26 protein-coding genes are annotated in these 24,092 nt (G+C 32.8%); 11 read left to right on the forward strand and 15 right to left on the reverse strand.

Annotated elements, in window-relative coordinates:
* Both T367_RS0103670 and T367_RS0103675 read right to left on the reverse strand, forming a co-directional pair.
* Complete coding sequence (locus T367_RS0103670) at positions 1–462, reverse strand: DUF4268 domain-containing protein (RefSeq protein ID WP_027418637.1); 462 nt, start codon at positions 460–462, stop codon at positions 1–3.
* Between the two features lie 125 nt (positions 463–587).
* Positions 588–1,058 carry a Dps family protein gene (locus T367_RS0103675; protein ID WP_027418638.1) on the reverse strand — a complete coding sequence of 157 codons (471 nt, stop codon included), beginning with the start codon at positions 1,056–1,058 and terminating at the stop codon, positions 588–590.
* Positions 1,059–1,156: 98 nt separating this feature from the next.
* On the opposite strand from T367_RS0103675, the gene T367_RS0103680 reads away from it, so the two are divergent.
* Positions 1,157–2,095 carry a hydrogen peroxide-inducible genes activator gene (locus T367_RS0103680; RefSeq protein ID WP_027418639.1) on the forward strand — a complete coding sequence of 313 codons (939 nt, stop codon included), beginning with the start codon at positions 1,157–1,159 and terminating at the stop codon, positions 2,093–2,095.
* A gap of 3 nt (positions 2,096–2,098) precedes the next feature.
* Here the strand turns inward: T367_RS0103680 and T367_RS0103685 are convergent, their stop codons facing one another.
* Positions 2,099–2,332: a hypothetical protein gene (locus T367_RS0103685; protein ID WP_027418640.1), complete on the reverse strand. Its 234-nt coding sequence runs from the start codon at positions 2,330–2,332 to the stop codon at positions 2,099–2,101.
* A 25-nt stretch (positions 2,333–2,357) separates the two neighbouring features.
* Here T367_RS0103685 and T367_RS23625 point away from each other — a divergent pair, with 25 nt between their 5' ends.
* The 5 genes from T367_RS23625 to T367_RS0103710 all read left to right on the forward strand — a co-directional run bounded on the left by T367_RS23625 (position 2,358) and on the right by T367_RS0103710 (position 7,087).
* A complete protein-coding gene (locus T367_RS23625; RefSeq protein WP_051568326.1) occupies positions 2,358–2,939 on the forward strand; it encodes a tetratricopeptide repeat protein in 582 nt (193 codons plus the stop codon).
* On the forward strand, positions 2,932–3,594 hold the full coding sequence (locus tag T367_RS0103695) for an endonuclease III domain-containing protein (RefSeq protein WP_027418641.1): 663 nt from the start codon (positions 2,932–2,934) through the stop codon (positions 3,592–3,594). The genes T367_RS23625 and T367_RS0103695 overlap by 8 nt, the downstream gene beginning before the upstream one ends.
* Positions 3,595–3,685: 91 nt before the next feature.
* A complete protein-coding gene (locus T367_RS21260) occupies positions 3,686–3,970 on the forward strand; it encodes a septum formation initiator family protein (RefSeq protein ID WP_157454114.1) in 285 nt (94 codons plus the stop codon).
* A 71-nt stretch (positions 3,971–4,041) separates the two neighbouring features.
* On the forward strand, positions 4,042–4,830 hold the full coding sequence (locus T367_RS0103705) for a T9SS-dependent choice-of-anchor J family protein (RefSeq protein WP_027418642.1): 789 nt from the start codon (positions 4,042–4,044) through the stop codon (positions 4,828–4,830).
* Between the two features lie 112 nt (positions 4,831–4,942).
* On the forward strand, positions 4,943–7,087 hold the full coding sequence (locus T367_RS0103710; RefSeq protein WP_035842295.1) for a S46 family peptidase: 2,145 nt from the start codon (positions 4,943–4,945) through the stop codon (positions 7,085–7,087).
* A gap of 77 nt (positions 7,088–7,164) precedes the next feature.
* Here T367_RS0103710 and T367_RS0103715 read toward each other — a convergent pair whose 3' ends face one another.
* The 8 genes from T367_RS0103715 to T367_RS21265 all read right to left on the reverse strand — a co-directional run bounded on the left by T367_RS0103715 (position 7,165) and on the right by T367_RS21265 (position 12,757).
* Complete coding sequence (locus tag T367_RS0103715; RefSeq protein WP_027418644.1) at positions 7,165–7,665, reverse strand: DUF6155 family protein; 501 nt, start codon at positions 7,663–7,665, stop codon at positions 7,165–7,167.
* 136 nt (positions 7,666–7,801) lie between these two features.
* Positions 7,802–8,350, reverse strand: coding sequence for an acyl-CoA thioesterase (locus tag T367_RS0103720; RefSeq protein ID WP_027418645.1), 549 nt, complete (start codon positions 8,348–8,350; stop codon positions 7,802–7,804).
* Between the two features lie 120 nt (positions 8,351–8,470).
* Positions 8,471–8,893: a hypothetical protein gene (locus tag T367_RS0103725; RefSeq protein WP_027418646.1), complete on the reverse strand. Its 423-nt coding sequence runs from the start codon at positions 8,891–8,893 to the stop codon at positions 8,471–8,473.
* Between the two features lie 167 nt (positions 8,894–9,060).
* Positions 9,061–10,464, reverse strand: coding sequence for a sigma-54-dependent transcriptional regulator (locus tag T367_RS0103730; protein WP_027418647.1), 1,404 nt, complete (start codon positions 10,462–10,464; stop codon positions 9,061–9,063).
* A gap of 40 nt (positions 10,465–10,504) precedes the next feature.
* Positions 10,505–10,876 carry a response regulator gene (locus tag T367_RS0103735; RefSeq protein ID WP_027418648.1) on the reverse strand — a complete coding sequence of 124 codons (372 nt, stop codon included), beginning with the start codon at positions 10,874–10,876 and terminating at the stop codon, positions 10,505–10,507.
* Positions 10,863–11,891 (reverse strand): AI-2E family transporter, encoded by a 1,029-nt coding sequence (locus T367_RS0103740; protein WP_027418649.1) that lies wholly within the window; start codon positions 11,889–11,891, stop codon positions 10,863–10,865. Before T367_RS0103740 ends, T367_RS0103735 begins: the two co-directional genes overlap by 14 nt.
* A gap of 175 nt (positions 11,892–12,066) precedes the next feature.
* A complete protein-coding gene (locus tag T367_RS0103750; RefSeq protein WP_027418651.1) occupies positions 12,067–12,429 on the reverse strand; it encodes a phage holin family protein in 363 nt (120 codons plus the stop codon).
* A 4-nt stretch (positions 12,430–12,433) separates the two neighbouring features.
* On the reverse strand, positions 12,434–12,757 hold the full coding sequence (locus T367_RS21265) for a YtxH domain-containing protein (protein WP_035842297.1): 324 nt from the start codon (positions 12,755–12,757) through the stop codon (positions 12,434–12,436).
* A 171-nt stretch (positions 12,758–12,928) separates the two neighbouring features.
* On the opposite strand from T367_RS21265, the gene T367_RS0103760 reads away from it, so the two are divergent.
* Positions 12,929–14,368, forward strand: a complete 1,440-nt coding sequence (locus T367_RS0103760; RefSeq protein WP_027418652.1) for a two-component system sensor histidine kinase NtrB — start codon at positions 12,929–12,931, stop codon at positions 14,366–14,368.
* Here T367_RS0103760 and T367_RS0103765 read toward each other — a convergent pair.
* Positions 14,365–15,576 (reverse strand): BaiN/RdsA family NAD(P)/FAD-dependent oxidoreductase, encoded by a 1,212-nt coding sequence (locus T367_RS0103765; RefSeq protein WP_027418653.1) that lies wholly within the window; start codon positions 15,574–15,576, stop codon positions 14,365–14,367. The genes T367_RS0103760 and T367_RS0103765 overlap by 4 nt on opposite strands.
* Positions 15,573–16,037, reverse strand: coding sequence for a DUF6495 family protein (locus T367_RS0103770; protein ID WP_027418654.1), 465 nt, complete (start codon positions 16,035–16,037; stop codon positions 15,573–15,575). The genes T367_RS0103765 and T367_RS0103770 overlap by 4 nt, the downstream gene beginning before the upstream one ends.
* A 149-nt stretch (positions 16,038–16,186) precedes the next feature.
* Here T367_RS0103770 and T367_RS0103775 point away from each other — a divergent pair, with 149 nt between their 5' ends.
* The 3 genes from T367_RS0103775 (at position 16,187) to T367_RS0103790 (ending at position 20,475) form a co-directional block, all read left to right on the forward strand.
* Positions 16,187–17,764, forward strand: coding sequence for a hypothetical protein (locus T367_RS0103775; protein WP_027418655.1), 1,578 nt, complete (start codon positions 16,187–16,189; stop codon positions 17,762–17,764).
* Entirely contained in the window at positions 17,764–18,867 is a 1,104-nt protein-coding gene (locus T367_RS0103780) for a hypothetical protein (RefSeq protein ID WP_027418656.1), read from the forward strand. Before T367_RS0103775 ends, T367_RS0103780 begins: the two co-directional genes overlap by 1 nt.
* A 129-nt stretch (positions 18,868–18,996) precedes the next feature.
* On the forward strand, positions 18,997–20,475 hold the full coding sequence (locus tag T367_RS0103790; RefSeq protein WP_027418657.1) for a T9SS type A sorting domain-containing protein: 1,479 nt from the start codon (positions 18,997–18,999) through the stop codon (positions 20,473–20,475).
* Here the strand turns inward: T367_RS0103790 and T367_RS0103795 are convergent.
* Together T367_RS0103795 and T367_RS0103800 are read right to left on the reverse strand one after the other, a co-directional pair.
* Positions 20,472–21,233 carry a Rossmann-like and DUF2520 domain-containing protein gene (locus tag T367_RS0103795; RefSeq protein WP_027418658.1) on the reverse strand — a complete coding sequence of 254 codons (762 nt, stop codon included), beginning with the start codon at positions 21,231–21,233 and terminating at the stop codon, positions 20,472–20,474. The genes T367_RS0103790 and T367_RS0103795 overlap by 4 nt on opposite strands.
* Complete coding sequence (locus tag T367_RS0103800) at positions 21,230–22,684, reverse strand: glycosyltransferase family 39 protein (protein WP_084274296.1); 1,455 nt, start codon at positions 22,682–22,684, stop codon at positions 21,230–21,232. Before T367_RS0103800 ends, T367_RS0103795 begins: the two co-directional genes overlap by 4 nt.
* A gap of 155 nt (positions 22,685–22,839) precedes the next feature.
* On the opposite strand from T367_RS0103800, the gene T367_RS0103805 reads away from it, so the two are divergent.
* Positions 22,840–24,048: a 3-oxoadipyl-CoA thiolase gene (locus T367_RS0103805; RefSeq protein ID WP_027418660.1), complete on the forward strand. Its 1,209-nt coding sequence runs from the start codon at positions 22,840–22,842 to the stop codon at positions 24,046–24,048.
* Positions 24,049–24,092 lie beyond the last annotated feature (44 nt).

Consider the following 24,092-nt stretch of genomic DNA (forward strand, 5'->3'; position numbering starts at 1 on the left):
TTATTTAAGCGCTTTAAAAACTTCGTTGAATTCTGCCCAAAAGCTTTCTAATACCTGAAAGTTTTCAATTAAAAAGGCGTAAATAGCTGGCCATTCATCATGATTCCTTGTATTTAGATCAGGATTAGCTACAGAAATACGAGAAATTGTTCGTGTATTCGAATGTTCGAATGTTGGAAGCCACTTAATTTCACCTTTAAAAGACTTGTCTAAACGTTCTTTAAACTCTTCAAATTGTTGGTAATATATTTCACGTATACCAGCATCCAAAAATTGAATATCAATACAAATCTTTGGAATATCTCCCTCTATATCAATACGAAAATAGATATTCTTAATTCCAGTATTAAAGTTTGTCCAATTCACTTTATTGGCATGAACACCTTTAACCAATGCTAACTCTTCATTTAAATCGCTCCAAAACTTTGCTTTGAATTCCTTTTCTTCGTCTTTTGAAAACATACTTTCGAATTTAAGTGCAAATCTATCATTAACTAGTGATTAGTAGCAAAAAACTTATTGTATTTATATCACTGTTAATATAATCACAATACGTTTCACCACTTAAACTACTAGTTTCGTATAAATTAAGCCAAATAAGCCTTCAACATCCACATCGTTTTCTCGTGCTCTGTTATATAATCACTCATCAAAGAAACTGTTCCTTCATCAGAATTCTCACCGGCTTCTGCAAGAATATCGCGTTGGGCTTCAATCAACGTTTTAAAATCAGCCAGTAAAACACCAACCATTTCTTTTCCTTCAGTTAAATTTTTTGTCTCCTTAACCTTCGATATTTTTTGATAATCAGTAAAACTATGCAAAGGCGTTCCGTCTAATGCCAAAATTCTTTCAGCAATTTCGTCAACCTTTAAATTTATATCTGTATAGATCTCTTCGAACTTAACATGTAGTTCAAAAAACGAATTCCCTTTAACATTCCAATGAAACCCTCTAATATTCATGTAAAACTGTTGATAATCTGCTAATAAATGGTTCAATTTATTGATTACGACACCTGTTTTTTCACTGTCTAATCCTATATAATTAACTTTCATATTATCTATTTTTTGTTTACACAAATTTACTAAAAATTTAAGCATCAATCAAATTGATATTATTTATAGCAACATTAATTTTATCTATATTTGACCCTATGATTAGTTTAATACAATTAGAGTATATTGTTGCGCTGGATTCATACAAACAGTTCTCACTTGCTGCTGAAAAATGTTTTGTTACACAGCCAACGTTGAGCATGCAAATTAAGAAACTGGAAGAAGATCTGGGGATCATTCTTTTTGATAGATCTAAACAGCCTATTAAAGCAACGGACATTGGCGAACTCATCATCAATCAAGCAAAAGTAATCCTGAAAGAAACCAAACAGATTGATGAAATCATTCAAATCAATAAAAAAACTTTAGTAGGTGAATTAAGAATTGGGATTATTCCATCATTGGCGCCTTATTTATTACCGGAATTTATAGGTAGTTTTTCTAAGCAATATGACGGGTTAGAAATCACCATCAAAGAGATGTTATCAGAGGATATTGCTACAGCATTAGAAAGTGACATCATCGATGTAGGAATTTTAGTGACACCTTATAACAAACCTGGTTTTAATCATTCGCCCCTATTCTACGAAAAAATTCTTTTGTATTGTAACGCTGATCATAACTTTGCCAATCTTCAAGCGATTGATATTGAGCGAATGAAAAAGGAGAAAATTTGGTTATTGAGCAATGGAAATTGTTTTAGAAATCAGGTAGTGAACCTATGTGAATTAAAAGAGGATTTTGACAAGACTTCGTTTCATTATGAAAGTGCATCTATAGAAACATTGATAAAATTGGTCGACAAAGAAGGAGGTTTAACATTGATTCCAGAGCTTGCTACAAGGGATTTAAGTAAAAAAAGATCCGCTTTTGTAAAACCATTTAAACATATCAAACCTGTTCGAGAAGTGAGCCTTATTACCAATCGAAAATTTATCAAAAAACGAATTCTAGACGTTTTAGAACAGTCAATAAAAACAAGTATTCCGCAAGATCTTTTAAATCGTGAACGCGGTGATATTGTGGAATGGGATTAAACTTTAATAATTGTTCGCTTTTAATAATCCGTCAATAAATTCCGAATCAGCATCTTCCCACCTATCTTCCATTTTATTAATCATGTCTTGAATTAATAAAATCTCAGGGTATTGCTGAGCATTTATATGATGAATTAGAAATTTAGAACCCAATTGGTTAATTTCTAGGAATTCATTTTGATTTAAAATTTTAAACCAAACATTCCGACCAACATATTTTCGATAAATAGGAAACAAAAGCTAAAAGAATTAAATTTGTACTATGTCAACAAAAGCATTATTTGATGAAGGCATGATCAAAGTTAAAGAAAATGATCATATTAATGCCATAAAAATATTTACAGAAGTTATAACACTTGAAAATGGGCATGCGGATGCACTTTCGCAACGAGCTGTCGCGTACTTGAATATAGAACGTTACGATTTGAGCTTGATTGATATGAATAAAGCAGCAGAAATTGATCCACTTTATAGTTATAGATACGCCAGTAGAGCTTATTTAAAGACTAGAATTGGTGATTTAGAAGGCGCTGTTGCTGATTATGAAAAAGCTGCTGAACTAGATCCTTCTGACGGCATTAATTATAATAACCTCGCATTAGCTCAAGAACAATTAGGCTACGCGAATAAGGCTAAATCGAATTTTAAAAAATCAGATGATTTAACGGGTGTAACAGCGACTAGAATTGCGCGACAATCAAAAGAGCGTGATCAAGAAGAAGTCACTAATGAAGTGAAGCCTACTCAAAAATCTGTTGTGAAGGAAACGCTAACAACAAAATCAGGGTTTAAAGATTTTATTCGTTTCATTAAAAACGGATTTAAAATTAAATCGAATGACTAAAATTGAGAAAGCAGCGTATATAATTGAAGCTTTGGAAGAACTTTATCCTACAGTTGAAGTTCCATTAGATCATAAAGATCCTTATACATTATTGATAGCTGTTTTACTGTCTGCGCAATGCACAGACAAACGTGTAAACACCATCACTCCTATCCTATTCAAACGTGCTGACAATCCTTTTGACATGATAAAATTGGATGTCGCCGAAATTAAAGAAATTATTAGACCTTGTGGTTTATCACCAATGAAATCGAAAGGAATATATGGCCTTTCACAGATGTTAGTTGAACAATACAATGGCGTTGTTCCTGCAGATTTTGAAGCATTAGAATCATTTCCTGCAGTCGGTCATAAAACAGCATCTGTAGTAATGGCACAAGCATTTAATATTCCAGCCTTTCCTGTAGATACTCATATTCACCGATTGTTAACACGCTGGGGTATTACAAATGGCAAATCTGTCGTTCAAACTGAGAATGATGCAAAAAAAATATTCCCCCGTGAAAAGTGGAACAAACTTCACGTACAAATCATCTATTACGGACGCGAATACTCACCATCCCGCAGTCCTTTATTAGAAAAGGATTTTATCACGCGGAAAATTGGAACTAAAAAAGTAAAATCAACTTTTAAAGACTGGCATTCTTTTGAATGAGCGTAATGTTTAAACGTTTTTAAACTAAGCCTGTTAATAAGAATTAAGCTATACACATATTATCAAGGCAATCTGTGCTTAAATTTGAACTGTGAAAAAACTGTTGCCATATCTAAAGAACAAATACATTCTGTCTTCGGCATTCGTTTTATTGTACATACTAATTATGCACGATACCGATATTGTCACACTTATCAAACGCAAAGAGAAAGTTGAAGCCTTAGAGTTGGAAATCACACGTAAAAAAGCAGGGATAGTAGAATTAAAAAATTCAATTGCTGAACTTGAAGATTTACGTTCTTTAGAGAAGTATGCGAGAGAGAAACATTTCTTTAAAAAGGAGAATGAAGAACTTTTTATTTTTTCATTCGAATAATTTATCTGCTAAATTCTGTTAAATCGCCTCATCTATTGAAGCATATCCTTATTTTTGTAAAAAAAAATTGAATGAAATATATTTTAAACAGTTTATTGATCATAGTTGCAGCTACAACTAGCCAAGCACAAGAAGTTATCGTACAAGAAGACTTTACAGATGGATTACCTGCTCAATGGACAGTTTATGATGGTGATTCAAATATTCCGGCACCCGAGGTTGAAGAATTTACTTCGGCATGGATTCCTTATAATATGGATGGCGAAGCAGCAATGGCTAGCACATCTTTTTACACTCCAAGTGGATTCTCAGCTGATTACTTAATTTCAAATAGAATTGGTATCGGGTCATATAGTAGATTACTTTGGTCTGCGAAATCGGTTGACGCTTCCTATCCAGAAACCTACTTTGTTTTATTATCGACAACGGATAGTTTGCCAGCGAGTTTTACAGATACTATTGCTACTGTTGCAGAAGAGAATGCGCTTTGGAATACGAGAAGTGTCCAACTTGATTTAGAAGGATACAGTAATCAGGATATTTATATCGCATTCAAGAATGTTACTAATGACGGGTTCATTCTCTTAATTGATGATTTTGCAATATTAGGTTCTGAATTTGCATCGATTACTACACCAGCTCCCGCTTCAATTTCATTATTCCCAAATCCAGTTCAAAACATATTAAATATCAGTAGTGATCAACCTGTAGAGAACGTGAAAATTTACAATTCAACTGGACAATTGGTACGCTCAACAAATGAGCATCAAGTTCAGACGGAATCCTTAGAAAAAGGCATCTATATTACTGAGATATCTACTTCTACAGGTGTCTTTAGACAACAGTTCGTTAAGAATTAAATACTTCCATTTTTAAGGAATTAATTATTCATTTTATTTTGAATATTTAATGATATTTTCATTGATTTTAGGCCTTTAAAACGTACTTTTGGGGGTTAAAATTATAACATACATGAAATATTTAATCTTAATTCTATTATTTACATCCTCGCAATTTTTACGTGCGGATGAAGGCATGTACTTGCCGTTCCAATTGAAAACCTATGCCAAAAGTATGAAAGCAGCTGGTCTGCAACTTTCATACAAGGATATCTACAATACAAAAAAACCAAGTGTTAAAGATGCGATTGTTTCATTAGGAGGTTTTTGTACTGGTGAAATCATTTCTCCTAAAGGTTTAATGTTAACCAATCACCATTGTGGTTACGATGCCATCAGAGAAAACTCTACACCTGAGAATGATTATTTAACTGACGGATTTTGGGCTGAAAATTATGCAGCAGAAAAACCAATCCCAGGATTAACAATTTCTATTGTCGTTAATACTATTGATGTGACAAAATCAATCGCTGAAGTTTTGACAGACGATATGGATGAAGCAACAAGAAATGCTATGATTCGTGAAATGTCAGATAAACTTTCTAACGAAGCTATTTTAGGTACACATTACTCGGCAGAAGTAAAACCTTTTTATGGTGGAAATGAATTCTATTTATTTGTTTATGAAATCTTCGAAGATGTTCGTTTAGCTGGAGCTCCACCATCATCAATTGGTAAATATGGTGGGGATACTGACAACTGGATGTGGGAACGTCACACAGGTGATTTTTCATTATTCAGAATTTATGCTGGTGCGGATAATAAACCAGCACCTTATTCTGTAGACAATAAACCTTATGCTCCAAAGCATTATTTACCAATTAGCATTAAAGGAATTGCTGAAGAAGATTTTGCGATGGTTATGGGGTTTCCTGGGAGTACTGATAGATTCTTAACATCTTATGGCGTAAAAATGGCGATCGAGAAAGATCAACCAAGTCGTGTTAAAATTCGTGGTAAAAAGCTTGATATTATGAAAGCTGACATGAACAAAGATGCCGCTACAAGAATCAAATACGCTTCAACTTACGCACAAGTAAGTAATTACTGGAAGTATTTTATTGGTCAAACTGAGCAATTAAAAAACAACAAAGTTTTTGAGAAAAAACAAACGATAGAAAAAGATTTTTCTAATTGGGTAAATGCAAAATCTAAAAGACAAGAAAAATATGGAAACGTTATATCAGACATCGATCAGGCTTATGATAAATTGAAAGTTGTAAATGATTTACAGGTTTATTTCTTCGAATCGGTATATTCTATAGGACTAAATAAATTCTTAATTCAACACACAGGACTATACAACCAATTAAAAGCTGAAAAACTAGATGAAGCAGCCATTTCTAAATCTGCAGAAGGTTTAGAGAAACAAAAAGAAGAATTCTTCAAAACGTTTAACGCTGAGACAGAAGAATCTCTTATAGCTGCAATGCTTGAAATGTATTATAACAATGTACCCAAAGATCAGCACGGTGAAAAAATAGAAGCCTTACATAAAGAGTATAATGGTGATTGGAAAAAGTTTGCGAATGATGCTGTAAAGAATTCTGTATTCACGAGTGAAAAACGTTATTCTGCATTCATTGCAAATCCAACTAAAACTATTTTAGAGAATGAAATATTATTCATGCTAAACCAAGATTTATTGGATCAATTTAGAAAATATAATTATGGTCCTGAAACACAAATGGCACAAGCTCAATTGAATAAGGCAAATCGTTTATTTATTGATGGTTTACGTCAAATGAATAAGAAAACGAAGTATTACCCAGATGCAAACTTCAGCCTTAGATTGTCATTTGGAAATATCTTACCATATACTTCAATTGAAGGTAAAACTTACCCTTACTACACGACTATTGACGGCTTAATGGCTAAAGAAGATCCTACGAATGATGAGTTTATCGTTCCTGCAAAATTAAAAGAATTGTATGAAGCAAAAGATTATGGTCGATATGCAAAAGACGGTAATTTATGGGTAAACTTTATCTCCAACAATGATATTACTGGTGGTAACTCTGGCAGTCCAGTAATGAATGCAAACGGTGAATTAATCGGATGTGCATTTGATGGCAACTGGGAAGCTATGAGTGGTGATATTGCTTTTGAGAAAAACTTTCAAAGAACAATTAGTGTTGATATCAGATACGTATTATTCATTATTGATAAATGCGCAGGTGCTAATAACTTAATTGATGAGATGACGATTATTGAGTAATTAACTCAATTTTTAAACAATCGCTTTAAAATATAAAACGGTGATCTCAATGAGGTCACCGTTTTTTTTTCGCTTATTTAATATGGAAGCTCATATAGATGTGAATTAGGCCATTCCTGTGCTTCGATATCTTTCACAATTTTATGAATCCTATCTTCATAAAAACTAATGATCCCCAATTCGGTAGTATACTTAATGAATTCATTGTATGTATTCAAATAACTTTTATAAAAGGCCAATTGTGTTTGTGGAGAATCAGCGTTAAAAACTAATGCAATTTCAATAGTATAAAGCATTAAATCAGCAATTTTACTAGGATCTGCATCCAAAATTCTAAATTGTTTTATTTCCTTTTGAGCGACAGACCTTCTTTTCTTAGCCTTCCTTCTGTTCGGCGGGAAATACTCTTTAGAGATTTTGAACTTTGCAGCTTCAAACAATTTTTCTTCTCTTGGATTAAAAACAAAATCATAGAAAGTTTTAACTTCTTTAATTCTATTGTACAATTCCAATACTTGCTCTTCTAGCTCTTCCTTAGATAGATCGGTTAAATACTTTTGAAGGGATCTCTTACTCATATTCAAATATAAATAAAGAGTTCTTCGTTAGCACAAAGAACTCTTAATAAAACCGTATAAATAAATATAATCTGCAAGGGTAATAAACCGTTCCCTTAATTATATAACGGAAATATTGCTTGAAGGGTTGGTAAATTTATTTTAAGTTAATTATACAACGATTATCTTTAATCTCTTGAGCAATAACTTCAGCAGATAGATGAAGTCTTTCTTTATGCATAATCTCATCAATTTCTCGGCGTTTTTCTTTTAATTTTTTGGCTTCATAAAACCTTTTTATATCCGTTCGTGACTCTAAAATTAATTCAGGAACTTGCTGTAAGGTTCCATCTTCATTTTTGGCGACCATTGTAAAATAACATGAATTTGTGTGGGTCACCTCCCCTGTCTTGGGTTTAAGTGATTCGACTCTGATCCCAATAATCATTGAAGAGTTACCGACGTAATTAACAGACGCTGCCAACGATACTAATTCCCCTACTTCTACAGGTTCTCGAAACTCAACACCATCAACAGATACCGTTACACAATAAGCTCCTGAATGTTTCGCTGCACACACATAAGCCACCTTATCCATCAAGGAAAGTAAAATTCCACCATGTACCTTCCCTGAAAAATTAGCGAAATGTGGAATCATTAATTCTGTTATCGTTGTTCTCGAATCATTAACTGATTTTGCGCTCATAAAGTTTTAAGTTTCTTACAATCTAAAAATAAGAAAGTATTTGATGATAAAAAATAAAAAAAGGGTTTAAGCTTTTAAGCTTAAACCCAAGGTGATAATAATACTTTAAATATTGTTCAATTATTGAGCTTTCAAATGCAACTCATCTTCTCCACCTGTTTCTCTCAACCACATTTCATCAACTTCTAATTTTAAGATTTGATAAGTTTTGTCAGCGTCGTCATCTTCATAATCGAATGAGATATTCTCTTTTGACGATGTAAACTCCCAAGTTCCATCAGTCTCATATTCGTAAGAAAATGGTCCCCATTCAAACTTCGCATTCAACTGTGCATCTCCATCTTCTTTCGTCGTTAATGTAAATTCATCATAATTTTCAGTAACATTTTCTCCATCACTGAAAGCTTGATCAATTACCCACGTATTTGCTACTCTCGCTTTTTTTGATTTTACCGTAACACCGTCATTCTCTTCATATTTACTACATGAAAATAATGTTAACGCTGATAACCCTATAATACTTGCTACTTTAATCGTTTTCATAAAATTTATTGTTTTAATTATTGTTTGACTATATAAAGGCAATTAATTTGCCAAACGAATAAACAGACCTTAAATACCTGATTATCAATAAAAATAAATTGAAACAAGAAAGATGACTGTGGTCTATGTCCCCAAAAGGGATGATCAATTCCACAAATTGCCCATAATTATTCCGGCATATCAATATCGTAACTACTGATTTTATTATACAAGGTTTTTCTATCGATATTTAAAATTCGTGCAGCCTTACTTTTATTGTAGTCAGTATTGACCAATGCATTTAGTATTGCTCGACGTTCAGTATTTTCAATTATTGTTTTTAAATCTAAATCACCATCATTCGATTCGATAAAATTAGAAGGCGTAACATCTGCATGTACCCCCATCTTCACTTCTACAGGTAAGTGCTCTAATTTAATAGTCCCGTTCTCAGATAATAATGCAGCACGCTTAATAACGTTTTTCATTTCTCTTAAATTACCTGGCCAATGATAATTTTTAAATAGATCTAATACTGAATCATGAAATTCAACTTTATCCTTTTCCAATTCAATCTTCGCATTAGACAGGAAAAAATCCGCGAAATTTTCAATATCTTTTTTTCTTTCTCTCACGGCTGGAATTTCAATCTTGAATTCATTCAATCGATAGAATAAATCTTCTCTAAAAGATCCGTCAGACATGGAATCCACCAAATTATCATTCGTTGCAGCTAGAATTCGAATGTCTAAATCGGTTTCCTTGGTTCCACCAATTTGTTTGACTTTACGCTCTTGAATTACTCTCAATAATTTGACTTGATTTTCGTATGACAGATTTCCTATTTCATCTAAGAATAGTGTCCCTTTATTTGCTACCTCGAATAAACCAATTTTATCTTGCGTAGCACCAGTAAATGATCCTTTTTTATATCCAAACAACTCACTTCCCGCAATTTCATTTGGAATGGCTCCACAATCAATCGCAACAAAATTCTCATTCCGCCTTTTACTTTGATTGTGTATTGTTCTTGCTAATATTTCTTTTCCAGTTCCACTTTCACCAAATATCAATACAGACATATCTGTGGGTGCAACCAAATCTACAAGTTTATAAATTTGTTTAGCCTGTTCGCTCTCTCCTTTAATGAATCCTAAATCGACTTTTAGCGCGCCTTTTTTCGCTTTAGCATCTATCTTCTCTGCTGGTTCAGGCTGTTCTTTTGCGATTTTAATTTGTTTGATCGCACTTTTAATATTGAATAAAATTTCTTCAGGCTGAATTGGTTTTACAACATATTCATAGGCCCCTTTTTTAATTAAGTTTACGGCCATTTGCACATCAGAATAACCCGTGATTATAATTACAGCAATATCCTTATGAATACTTTTTAATTGCGAAATCATTTCTAATCCAGTAAAATCTGGTAAACGGAAATCGCATAGCGCTAAATCGTATCGTGTTTTTTTTAAAGCATTCAAACCAGATTGACCGTCATGTGCAATATCAACGATAAAATCATTTTTTTTTAGATAACGCTGTAAGAGCATACAAATATCTCTGTCATCATCAATTACCAGTATTCTATTCATAGATATTAATTTGGCCTGAATTTACGATTAATTAATAATTTTAAATCGCATTTAATATTTTTTCCCTGGTTAATGGTTTCGTTATGATTGAGTCTATTCCTAATGACTCCAATTTGTTCCTGTCATCGATTGAGCAAAAACCTGTAATGATATTCATTAAAGGATGGTTCATATATGTGTTTTCTACATATTGAACAATATCTATTCCTGTTCCATCTCCTAGACTTAGGTCAATGAACAATATTTCAAATTCGTGCTGATTAATTAGTTCACTAGCTTTCTCTACAGAATTTGCAATCCGCACATTTGTATAACCGTTTTTACGCAGAATACTTTTTGTTAAATAACAAATATCTTCTTCGTCGTCTACAACTAATATTTTGGCTTGTTTTTTCAATTTATCGAGTTTCAATTAATGTTTTCAATGGTCTCCACGAAGGATTATGATTGGCCATAGTTTTAATAAGGGCTAAAACAGGTATCGTAATAATCATTCCAGCGACGCCACCAACCGCTCCAAATATAACCAATCCTATTATTACTACAAGGGGATTTAGACTGACTTGATTGCCAACAATTTTTGGAGTGATGAAATTCCCTTCCAAAAATTGCACAACAACATACACCAATAACACACCTACAGCATACCAAATACTTTCTTTCGTTATCAATGCTAAAACTATTGGAATCGAAGCGCTTATAAATACACCGACATATGGAATTAAGGTTAAAATACCAGTCAATATACCAATAAAAATAGCGTACTTAATTCCAAGTAAGAATAATCCTAACCCGGTCAGTACAGAAACGATAAGTATTACCATCAACATTCCTTTAACGTAGTTTTGATAAGTAGCTTCTAAAGATTTAATAAACGCTTTACCCCTACTTCTATTTTTAATACTTTGCAGGTAAAAATCTCTTATATTCTCGCTATATAATAGCATGAAGAATATATAAATTGGACAAGTAATAAAAAATACGATTGTATTTGTTAAACGATTTAATGCTGAAGGTATTGCCTCCACCAAAACACTCTTGACTTGTTCAATAACATTTTCAATTTCCTTGGTGTATTTTGATATTTTTACGTCTGTCTTATCCTCAACAGATTGAATTGGATCATCAAATACTTCCTCTACTTCATCTTCAGGAAATTCACTGATAATTTTTTGGGTTTGAAATCCAATTCCAAAAATCACAATAAGCATACTTGCTGAAGCAAGCAGAACAACCAGTCCAACAGCTAAAGATTTAGGAATGCCCCAAATATTCAACTTTCTTACAAGCGGAAAAAGTATCAATGAAATCACACCACTCAGTAAAATTGGCATAATAATATTGCCTGCATAGTATACCGCAAGTATTACTATTGTCGATAGAATAGCAATTTTAAGATAAACATCTATTAAGCTTTTTGTCTTCATTTATTTTTTAAATAATCTATAAACTTTATATACCAACTTTGAAATTTTAAAAACACGTTCTAATCCATTTCCTTCCGATAAACTTGTATATCGTCGAACTGTTAATGACATGTTTCTTTTATGGTACTCGACCTTTAGCCGCTGTAATTGCTTTATTTTTTCGAATTTTTCTATATTATTCATCTCTCTTAGTATATATGGATAGCATGACACCGAATAGTGCATTTTTAATTGGGTGATCCAACCATTTATCTCGCAATACATAGAACAAGATAAAAAGAAGAAGATAAAAAGCCCCAAGTATTCCGAAACCAGCTATATAACTTCCAATTAAATCAGAAAGTAACAATCCACACACGATAGAAAATGACATCAATGCAAGTATTCCTAAAACAGAAATAACTAACCATGTAATCACTTTACTCGATACACGTATCGATTTCTCCATCGCATCTAATTGAAACTGTTCAATTTTTGCTTCAGTATATGCCTGAGCATCTTCTACTAGAGATTTTATATCTTCTTTTATAACACTCATATTTTTAGGCTTTAGCAATTGCTTCTTCTAATTCTTGTATCTTTTTTAACAAACCGTCTTTCACATCCTTTTTACCATTAGATAATGTTGTTTGAACTTGGTCCTTTAGACTATTCAATAATTCAGACGGTTGTAAAGATCCACTTGTAAACTTATCTTTAATACTATCCTTTAAGTCAACCGCAGAATCTTTCACGTCGTGCGCTTTTTCTGCAATGGCAGCTCTTGTATCGGCTCCTTTGGCTGGTGCAAATAACACACCTAATAATGCTCCTACTGCAACACCTGCTACTGCTGTTGCTACAATATTTTTTGCTTGATTTTCCATAATGTTTTTGTTTTTATAATTTGATTAGTATTATTCAAATCTTATGCCAGCCTTATATAAATGAGCAATTAGGTCACTAATTAAACAATAAATTATAAATTGGTATCGAATACGTAGTTGTTTTACACATAAACTGTGATAAAATTCCACACAATTTACATTTATACACACATGAAGGAGTTAGAAATATCAAGATCGACAATCAAACCGAAAACGATTTTAAGAATTGGGCTGACTGATGTTGCATTAATTTGCTTTAATAAGCTTCCAAAGGATTTTGAGTGGAATATTATTGATATTCCAAACTTTGAAAGCCTAACAGGAATTAAAGAACTCAAACAAATTGATGTTTGCTGTGTCAATGATTCTCTCGTGTCCAATACTAGGGTCCTCTTAAATGATAAATTGTCGAATGTACCTACTATCTTATTCACAGAGAAAGACGACCTTTTTGAATATTCCTCTAAACGTTTTATCAAACATTTAAATACCGGTCATTTAACTTCGAGTACTGTTGAAAACACCCTACTCCATGCAATAGCCTTTTTAGATCAAAAAAGAAAACTTAAAATACAAAACGAACGGTATAAAAAACTATTTCAGCACACCATAGATGCCGTTTTCATAGCAGATCAAGATTTTAAAATTATTGAGTTTAATAATTCATTCGCTAAATTGTTTAAAACAGAAGAAGGTGAGATGAAGGAAATTCGAGATCTATTTTACGATTATACAAAGTTTGAAGAATTATTAACGCGCACAAAGAAGAATGGCACAAATAAAGTAATTAAAGTTCAAATGGTTAACACCAGAAAAGAAATTATAATTGCCAAATTTAAACTAAGTAGGATTCATGAAAAATTTGATCAAATAAGTACTTATTACCAAGGCGTGATTGAAGATGTATCAGATTTAGAAACGGTACAATTAAAACTAATTGAAACTGAAAAAATGAACTATTCAGGTAAAATGGCAAGACTGATCGGACATGAAATTCGGAATCCATTAACCAATATATTTTTGGCAACAGATGAATTAAAAGAGGAAGTTGAACTTAAATCGGATGACAGTAAAATACTCTTCGAGATGATTAAGAGAAACTCAACTCGAATAAAAGACTTAATAGATAATCTATTGCACAGTACCAGTCTCGTTGAATTGAACATGAAAAAGACTGACTTAATTCCAATTATTAAAGATGCGATTGCTTTATGTGAGGACCGAATCATTTTAAAGGAAATCGACTTAAAAGTGAGCGGCCTTGATTGCGCAATTTTACTCGACTTAGACATTGAAAAATTCAAAATTGCAATAGCTAACATTATGATAAATGCAACTGAAGCTATGTCTGAAACTGAAAATCCTCAGTTATTTATAGAGCTGACAAGACATGATAAGGAACTCAACTTGACAATAACTGACAATGGATGTGGTATGGATCAATCAACTTTACAGAATATATACAACCCATTCTACACGAAGAAAAAAACAGGATTTGGTCTGGGTTTAACACATGTAAAGAATATTCTATTGCAGCATGATTGTTTGTTACAAGCAACTAGTGAACTCAATAAAGGAACGACTTTTACAATTAAAATAAATCAACGTTAACTAAGTTTAGCCGCAAAAAAACCTGTTGTCCAAGCGGCTTGAAAGTTATACCCTCCTGTAATCCCATCTATATCCATAACCTCGCCTGCAAAGTAAAGGTTAGGAACTATTTTACTTTGCATAGTTAAACAATCAATCGAGTTCAGGCTAACCCCACCACAAGTCACAAACTCTTCTTTAAACGTAGTTTTACCTTTTACCCGATAAACGTCGTTAAAGAGTAAATCAACCAGTTTATTTTTATCCTTCTTCCCTATTTCTTCCCATTTCTTTTGAGAAGAAATATTCCCTTTTGTTAGTAGAAATTGCCATAATCTGTCAGGAATTTGTAGTGGACGTATATTCTGTAATATCTTCTTAGGATAATTTTCTTCTAACGCATCTATCTCTCTCCTAATACCGATCTCATTCAAATCATTAAACCAATTCACATGAAGTTTAAATTCATATGATTTCTTACTCAATAATCGAGCTCCAAAAGCTGATAAAATTAGAACAGCAGGACCACTCATTCCCCAATGCGTAATCAATAACGGACCTGAAGCTTTTAACTTTGTTCCTTCTATTTTTGTTTGCACTGGATCGACAACAATTCCCATCAAGGATTTCACATCCTCATCAGGCATATTAAAAGTAAATAAAGATGGAACAGGGTCTATAATTTCGTGTCCCAATTGTTCCAACCACAATAAACCTTCTTTCTTGGGAGATCCGCCGGTTGCAACAATCACTTTATCAAAATCCTCTATTTCCGATTCATTAATTTGCAGACGAATCCTACCTCCTTCAATTGGAATCAATTCTTTGACTTTTGTCTCTGTTCGAACAGAGATATTAAGACGTTTGGTCTCTTTCAAAAAACAATCGATTATACTTTGAGAGTTTTGACTTTTAGGAAATATACAACCATCAGGCTGTTTAACCAATGGCACTCCCCTTGCTTCAAACCAAGCAATTGTATCTTTATTAGAAAATGTAGGGAAGATCTTTTTCAATTGTTTCTCACCTCTTGGGTAGGCCTTTGCAAGCATACTTAAAGAATCTGTTCCATTGGTCACGTTGCACCTTCCACCTCCAGAAATTTTAACCTTTGACAATAGCTTCTTGGATTTCTCTAGAATTGTCACTTCAGCAATAGGATGATTTTCTTTCGCATGAATCGCTGAGAAAAAACCTGCCGCACCACCTCCAATAACAGCTATTCTCATTTTACAGAAGCTAGAATTAATTTCTTGAATGCTGCTCCTTCACTTATCTGATACCCCTGATTCAACAATTTAAAAATCTCTTCACCGCGACCTTTAGTATATTCCTTTTCAGAAGTATGCAATAAGAAATCCTCTCCAGATGCTGTTTCTAACTTAATTTTCTCCGTAAAAACAAACGATTTATCAGTATGCGTCACTGCGACCATTATAAACTTATCACTATTACATTGAATTGCTTGAATGTACTTATCAGTGTACAATTCAAGGAATTTGACTTTATCAATTATATTTTGCCAAACAACCTCACTAAACAGTTCGATTAGTGTATTTGCTTTCTCCTTTTCTTCTTCTTTCAAACGAACCCAATCATCAGCAGTCACTCCATTCACGACAAGAAACTGAATAAACTCAGGTTCCAATTCCTCTAATTCAACTTGATTTAAGACGCGATATTTAATCATTCTTTAATATTCAAAATTAGATGCAAAGATAAATTTAATAATAGGAGATTTAAACATGATTGTTAATTTCTTAGCCATAAGTAATTCTTTCAACACTTCTATACCAACCAAATTATGATTATTTTCGTTTTCTTAACAAAGAATACTAAATGAAGTTCCTCGGAAAAAGTACAATAATTTTCATTGGTTTGATTTTTTGTTTTTATCTCTCATCATGTAAGAAAGAGAAAACAAAATGGTCGACTGCTTGGCAAGCACCTATAGCGCATGGACATCTCACTATCAATGATATGATTCCTATCGAATACACGACAACTAATGATGATGGTTATTTGTCGTTGGTCATTCATGAATCAGTCTTTGGATTTTCTTTAGACACCTTGATTAAATTACCAGACACATCAATTGTCGTAAATTCTGGCATTGAAATCCCCAGTATTGAAGTTGGTCCTGAATTGGTAATCGATGATAATTTTGAACAAAACTATGTATTGGATGAAATTGAATTAAAACGAGTTATATTATCTGAAGGTACAACTGAAGTAGGCATTAAATCGCCATGGCCTGGGAAATCACAAATAGACTTTTCTTTTCCTTATATAGAAACGCCCGATGGCGTTTTCAGCAGAACCTATTTTCTAGAGGCAGGATCCATTGAAGTTCCTTCTACTGCGAGCTCAACAGTTGATATGAAAGATTTTGACATGGGCTTAACCGGTGAAGATGGGACACTAATCAATACTATACTGGCTAATGTCGTGATGCAATCGAATCAAGAATTACCATTTACCATTACAAGTGCAGATAAAATAAACTTTGAATTCTCTTTTAAAGGCTTGGTTCCAAAATATGCCAAAGGTTATTTCGGAGAATATCATTTCACAGACACAATTGGTTTGGCATTACCTCCAATGAAAAAAATTGTTCGCGGTTCGATAAATCTCGATTCTATCAATTTGAAAATATCCGTGTTAAATGGATTTAATCTTGTAGCTCAAGCTAAAATAAGCTTAATTAACGGCCTGAATTCTCGTACGGGTGAAAATGTATTGTTAGACTTCCCAAGCTTGAATAACATGCTTAATATCAATCCAGCGACAGGGGGATATTGGGATTTTGTTCCTTCAAGTTATGATTTATTGATGAATAGTAGAAATTCGAACATTATAGACTTTATTGAACTTTTGCCTGATTCTGTTGAATTGGGATATGAATTGGCAATTAATCCATTTGGGAATATTACTGGTGGTGATGATGAGTTTTTTCCTGGATCTAAATTTGAACTTTTTCTAGATGGTGAATTCCCATTATCTTTTGGAGCGAATGATTTAACTATTGCAGATACTTTTGAAATTGATTATAAAGCACCTGCCCAGATAATTCCAGGTGATGGTTATTTAAAAATTAATTATGAAAATGCTTTTCCAATTGCAGCAAACGCAGTTCTATACATGCTAAATGAGGCAGGTGAAAAAATTGATTCGTTGAACAATGTAGCCAACATCAATGCAGGCATATACAATTCAGACACTTATGAGACAAGTCCGTATATCGGTAATTCAATTTTTAATTTCACAGCAGCCAAGTTGCGGAATCTAGAATCTGCATCGAAATTATTATTATTTGTCTCATTTAATTCTCACGAGTCAGCTAAAGTTAAGATTGATCCAACTGCATATTTTGATTTTAAAATGTTTTCTAACTTAAACTTAGGGATTGAATTATAATGAAGCATCTACTTACATCAACGATTTTCGTATTCGCCATATCTTGTGGTTTTAGTCAAGAATTACTGCCTTTATTTTCAGATACTGTTTTTGAAAAAAATGAATTTCAAATCTCAACATTCAATTATTATTCGAGTAATACCTTTAATAATGAATTAACAGATAAATTTATTTTTGGAGGAACAATTACGGAAGATTTAAAAACAAGAAATGCTAATAAATTATCAGGCTCGAATGTTTTAGGAGCTGAAGCCGAACAGTCAATCACTTTCTACAACAAGGATATAAAACTTTTTAAGAATCCTAATTTCGGTTTTGTCGCTTCCTTTTCCGATAATCATTTCTTAACAGCTAATGTACCTACAGATTTGTTTAATCTCGGCATGTATGGAAATGCAAACTATTTAGGAGATACAATGCGTTTTCAAGGTGCGATGATGGAATATTTACATTTCCAGAAAATGGGATTTGGTTTCTTCCACAAAAAAACGATGTCAAGCATTCAAGTCTCATTCGTTGCCGGTTCAAAAGAGGTCAATATGAATTTGAACAATTCGTATATGCTTAGCGAAGAAGATAGCGTTCATTTAAAACTATTGGGACTTGGTTCTTATAGTAATGAATTCTCACCTTATTTTGGATTCCAAGGAAGTGGTTTTTCAATTGATATGAATTATAATCTTTTATTTGAAAACAAAAAAGGAAATCTGCAAATCGTTAACTTAAAGCTAAACAATTTAGGTGTTATTTTCTGGAATCAATCTTCGAATCGTGTATATATTGATTCTACTATCTCTTATGACGGGTTTGATGTCAACAGACTTCTTAACGAAGAGAATGACGTCTATAATTTTAAAGATACCATAGGTATATTGACAAAACAAGACAACTATTACACAAGTCTACCTATTGAATTTGTATTACAAAAAATCCCTGACCTTAAAAGTCATCAAAAATTTCAACTCATAGGCGGGTTTAAAACCATTTTAACTTCTGCTTACTTCCCCTACATATTTGCTGGTGGATTTTACAAACCAACCGATCATATCGCAATATCTAGTAGATTATCATACGGAGGATTTGGCGGTTTGAAATGGGGTTAAACCTTAACTTCTGGACCATTAATAAATTCTCACTTGCATTAGGAACCTATGATGTTATTGGACTAGCTTCTAAAAAACAAGGTTATGGACGCGGTGCGAACCTCATGTTAAATTTTAAACTTTAACGTTATGAAAAAATTACTTTTTATTTTAACACTTATTTGCTCCAATTTCATTTTTGGACAGAATATAAATTTTCTAAAATCATACGGTAATACGGGGTATGACTACGGAAGAGACATTAAACAAACATTAGACACAGGGTATATAGCAACAGGAAGCTCAAGTAGTTTTCTTTCCGAGAACGCGGATGCTTTTCTATTAAAAGTGGACTCTATGGGAAACTTTAAATGGTCTTACAATTATGGTGGATCTGGTTCGGATTGGAGCGAAAAAGTAATTTTAACCCACGATTCATCTTTTACTATTGCCGGATATACAAATAGTTTTGGTGCCGGAGGATTCGATTTTTACATGGTTCATACTAACCACAGCGGCGTTCCAATTTGGGAGAAAACTTATGGCGGAAGTGATTGGGACAAAGCATACAGTTTAGTTCAATTAGAAGACAGCGGCTTTGTACTCGTTGGAGAAACATATAGTTATGGAGCTGGTGGAACAGATATTTACATCGTACGAACGGATAAATTTGGTGATACCCTCTGGACTCAAACTTATGGAGGATTAGCTGATGATTATGCAAAAGATGTTATCCTTGATGGCGATTCGATTGTGGTTGTTGGTGGTACAAATTCGTTTGGTGCTGGCATGTCTGATGGAATTATTTTGAAGTATCATATCGATGGAACCTTAGGTTGGGTAAAATTAGCAGGGAAGGATCGTGACGATTATTTTAATTCAATCCTCACTAACGAAGACTATTATTTATTAGGAGGCTCTAGAAGCTACCATAATGCATATGGTTGTGAATGTTTTAATGATTTCTGGATTTATAAAATGGATAAATTCGATTATTCAATTATCGCAGATACATCTTGGGATGGCGAACAAGTTGGAAATGATATTGTGAATGACATCACAATAAACGCAAACAATGATATTTTTTACGGAGGTTCAACTACTAGCTGGGGATCCGTGGATATAAGCGAAGGCAAAACAGAAGCTTTTCTTGGAAGAATGGCTTTTACATATTATACTGACGCGACCTATGTCAGAAATGTTGGAGCTTTAGGAAATGATGTGATTAATGGTGTTGAATACTGTACGGATAACGGAGTTGTTGCTGTTGGAACTATGCCGTTTACTTCGTCAGGAGGAGTTAATATGTTTATTCTTAAAATTGATGAGTTTAATACTGAACCTATATCTCCTTTGGATATGGGATATGAAGATATCACACTCAGCTTTCACTCACAGGAAGCGTTAAAAGATATCCGTGTTTTCCCTACATTGACAACGAATACAGTTTATATTGAAGGGCTAGAATTATTAGATGAAGTGTTTTTGATTAACCTTAACGGACAAATTATTCAAAAAAATATAGTTAATAGCAACCTAATAGAAATCTCAATTGTAGACAATGGAATGTACTTTATAAAGGTTGTAAGAAATGGGCAAACGTTTACAAGGAAAATAATTAAAAATTAATCTTTTTTTACATCTATAATCAACTTTGACATTAATTCGTATACAATCTTCAATTCTCTGGACTCGATAGAATTAATCTGATTAGACATCACTTTTACATCGTTCCTTTTCGCTGGACCAGTTTGTGCGTTTTTCGGTCCTATACTTATTGCTTTTTCGATGGTTTCTAATAACAATGGCTTTAAAATATCTAAAGGATAATTTACCTCTGATAAAATTTTTTCTGCCTCAAACAATAAATGATTCGTGAAGTTACTCGTAATCACCGCCGCCAAATGAATGTGTTTTCGTTTTTCTGAATTAGCTTCATAAATTTGAGCAGAGAAGTTTTTTAAACAGAAATCATTTAATTCATTTTTAAATGAAGTCGTGTTTGCTTCCAAGAAAAAAGGAATATTAGTCATATCTATTATTCGTCCACTTGTAAATGTTTGATATGGATAAAGTATACCGAATTCATCAAACTTATTTAAACTTTCAATTCCCACAGAACCTGATGTATGTACAACAGATATATTATTCGGTAAACACTTCACGATATCTTCTATCGCATCATCTTTAACAGCAATAATATTTAGATCAACATCAAAATTCAATTCTTCCAAATCATTATAAGCAAATGCTTTGACTTTATTAGCAAGGCCAAGTGCATTCTCATAATTTCGAGAATAAACAGAAACAATTTCTACTTTTTTATAAAGTTGTAAAGCAAAAGCTTTTGCAACATTTCCAGAACCAATAATATTTATCTTAATCATTTTTTAGATAATTTGTAAACCGTTACCCCACCCTTAAAACCTGCACTATCAATCATGTCATAACTTTTTAATAGTTCTATTATTATATTATTCTCTGGTAAAGTAAAAGACGCGTTTACATCAATAAAACGGACAATATCCATCAATTCAATAGAAGCTAGTTCTTGACTATTAAATATTGGAAAAATGTTTCGTTTCATTAACAACGAGTCAAATTTAACTGGCTGAGAGAATACATTTTGATCTAAATGATAAAGTAATGTTTTATCAAAATAAGGTGGACAGATTATAATTGTAGCCTCCTGCTTTTCGTAACTAGTTGCCAAATATGATGCAATTTTGTCAGGCTCGCGATCATTATTTGGCTCATAATTTAAAAAAATAATCAACGGTAAAAGAGCTATTAAGACAAATTCAAAAGTTAATTTATTCTGCGTTATATATTTAACAACAATACCAAAAGTAAGGTATAACGGAATTGTTGTGAAAAGAAGATATCTATCAATAAAAACAGGTTCAAAAAATATTGATATTAGATACATCCCAAAGTAAGGAATCGCAAAAAACAAAATAATGAAAACATTCTTTTTTGTGAAAATTAATGATACCGAATAGTCTTTATTCTTCTCTCTTATAAAAAGAATTAATAAAACAAATAAGATCAAAAAGAAAGCAACAGTCCCATTAAAAAACCTCAATATATTACCATACAATTCAGTCCAATGTGGTGCTTGAACCCAGGTTCCTGAAGATGAAACCGTACCAAGTCTCGTCAAAAATATTTGCATTATTGGTATAAAAGAGAGCACCATAACTAAAGCACCTATAAGTAATTTTATTTTTGCTGTTTTCGATATTTGTCGAATGAATACTAATCCTATTATTAATTCACTAATAATTATTATGAACCCTAAATAATGGGCATAAATTAAACAAATATTCCAAAAAATCAATGTCCAAATCCTTCCTTCTGCCTGTTCGAAAATCAATCTATATAAATCACTCACAATCAAAGAAAAGAGTAAAACAAGTATAGAATAAACTCTTATTTCAACGGCATGGAAATGATGGAAAGTAGAAAATATAAATAGACCAGATATTAAGAGTGCAATGTTGTATTGTTTGTTAAATATCTTTAATGATAAATTAAACAATATTGGAATAGTGATTAAACTAAAAATCAACGATAGAAGTCGCAATTGAACGACACCAATTCCAAAAAGTTTAATCCAAAAATGAACTAAAATAAAATGTAAAGGGGGGTTATTTTCATTTGTAAACAAACTTAACAAGTCCCCAAATGATTTCTGTGAATGAAAAATCGTAAAAGGCTCATCTAGGGCTATTGGATGGAAGTTTATAAAAGGTAAAGTCAATAATAACTGAATGCAGATTAATATTAAAATGGTAAAGCGATGATCCTTTTTTAAATATGTCCTTAGCGCTGTCATATTCAATATTCTAATTCATTATTCATTGTCATTATTAATCATTCTTAATTTATATTATGCATGATTAAGCAAATATACATTTACCTTTTCGTCCATCGTAAATTACGATTCAATATAATCTTATTAAATTTACAATTCAAACTTAAGAACAATAAATGAAAGATATATTTATAATTGACGCAATTAGAACAGCAGTTGGAAATTTCGGTGGAACATTAGCTCCAGTTCGAACAGATGATTTAGGAGCGGTAGTAATGAAAGCACTGCTTGAACGAAATTCTTCTTTAGATCCTAAAGAAATTGAGGATGTAATTTTTGGATGTGCCAATCAAGCAGGTGAAGACAATAGGAATGTTGCACGTATGAGTTCATTATTAGCTGGAATACCTTTTACAGCAGGTGGTGAAACAGTAAACAGATTATGTGCTTCTGGTATGGCATCTACAATTAATGCAGCGCGTGCAATCAAAGATGGCGCTGGTGATTTATATATTTCTGGCGGTGTAGAAAATATGACAAGAGGACCATGGGTTATTTCCAAGGCCTCTACCCCATTCGGTCGTGATGCAGAAATGCATGATTCAAGTTTTGGTTGGAGATTTATCAACCCAAAAATGAAAGAAATGTTTGGTACCGATGGTATGGGAAATACAGCTGAGAATTTGGTTGAATTGTATGGTATTTCAAGAGAAGATCAAGATTTATTTGCTTTTAATAGTCAAATGAAAGCGACAAAAGCGCAAGCTTCAGGCAGATTTAAAGAAGAGATTGTAGCTGTTGAAATTCCACAAAGAAAAAAAGATCCAATTATTTTTGATCAGGATGAATTTATCAAGCCAACTACAACACTTGAAATATTAGGGAAATTAAGACCCGCTTTCAAAAGAGAAGGTGGATCAGTTACTGCTGGTAACGCTTCAGGTTTAAACGATGGAGCAGTTGCATTATTAATAGGTTCAGAAGAGGCTGTCATTCGAAATAGTTTTAAGCCTATGGCTAGAATTGTTTCAGCTGCAGTTGCAGGAGTCGAACCAAGAATAATGGGTATCGGTCCAGTTTACGCTTCAGAAAAGGCGTTAAAGCGAGCTGGACTAACAATTGATGATATGGATATCATTGAAATCAACGAAGCATTTGCGGCTCAAGTTCTTGCTTGTACAAGAAAGTTGGGAATTGCTGACAATGACCCACGTATCAATCCTAATGGTGGTGGAATTGCAATTGGTCATCCTCTAGGAATGTCTGGTGGTAGAATTTTACAGACTGCTGCTATTGAATTAGCGAAAACAAATAAACGATATGCGCTTGTAACAATGTGCATAGGAGTTGGACAAGGTTATGCTACAATTATAGAAAGAGTTTAAAAAAAAGAAAAACCGCATTCGGTCCGTTGACCAAATGCGGTTTT

Origin of the sequence: Crocinitomix catalasitica ATCC 23190, from assembly GCF_000621625.1 — a bacterium.
GTDB classification, from domain to species: domain Bacteria; phylum Bacteroidota; class Bacteroidia; order Flavobacteriales_D; family Crocinitomicaceae; genus Crocinitomix; species Crocinitomix catalasitica.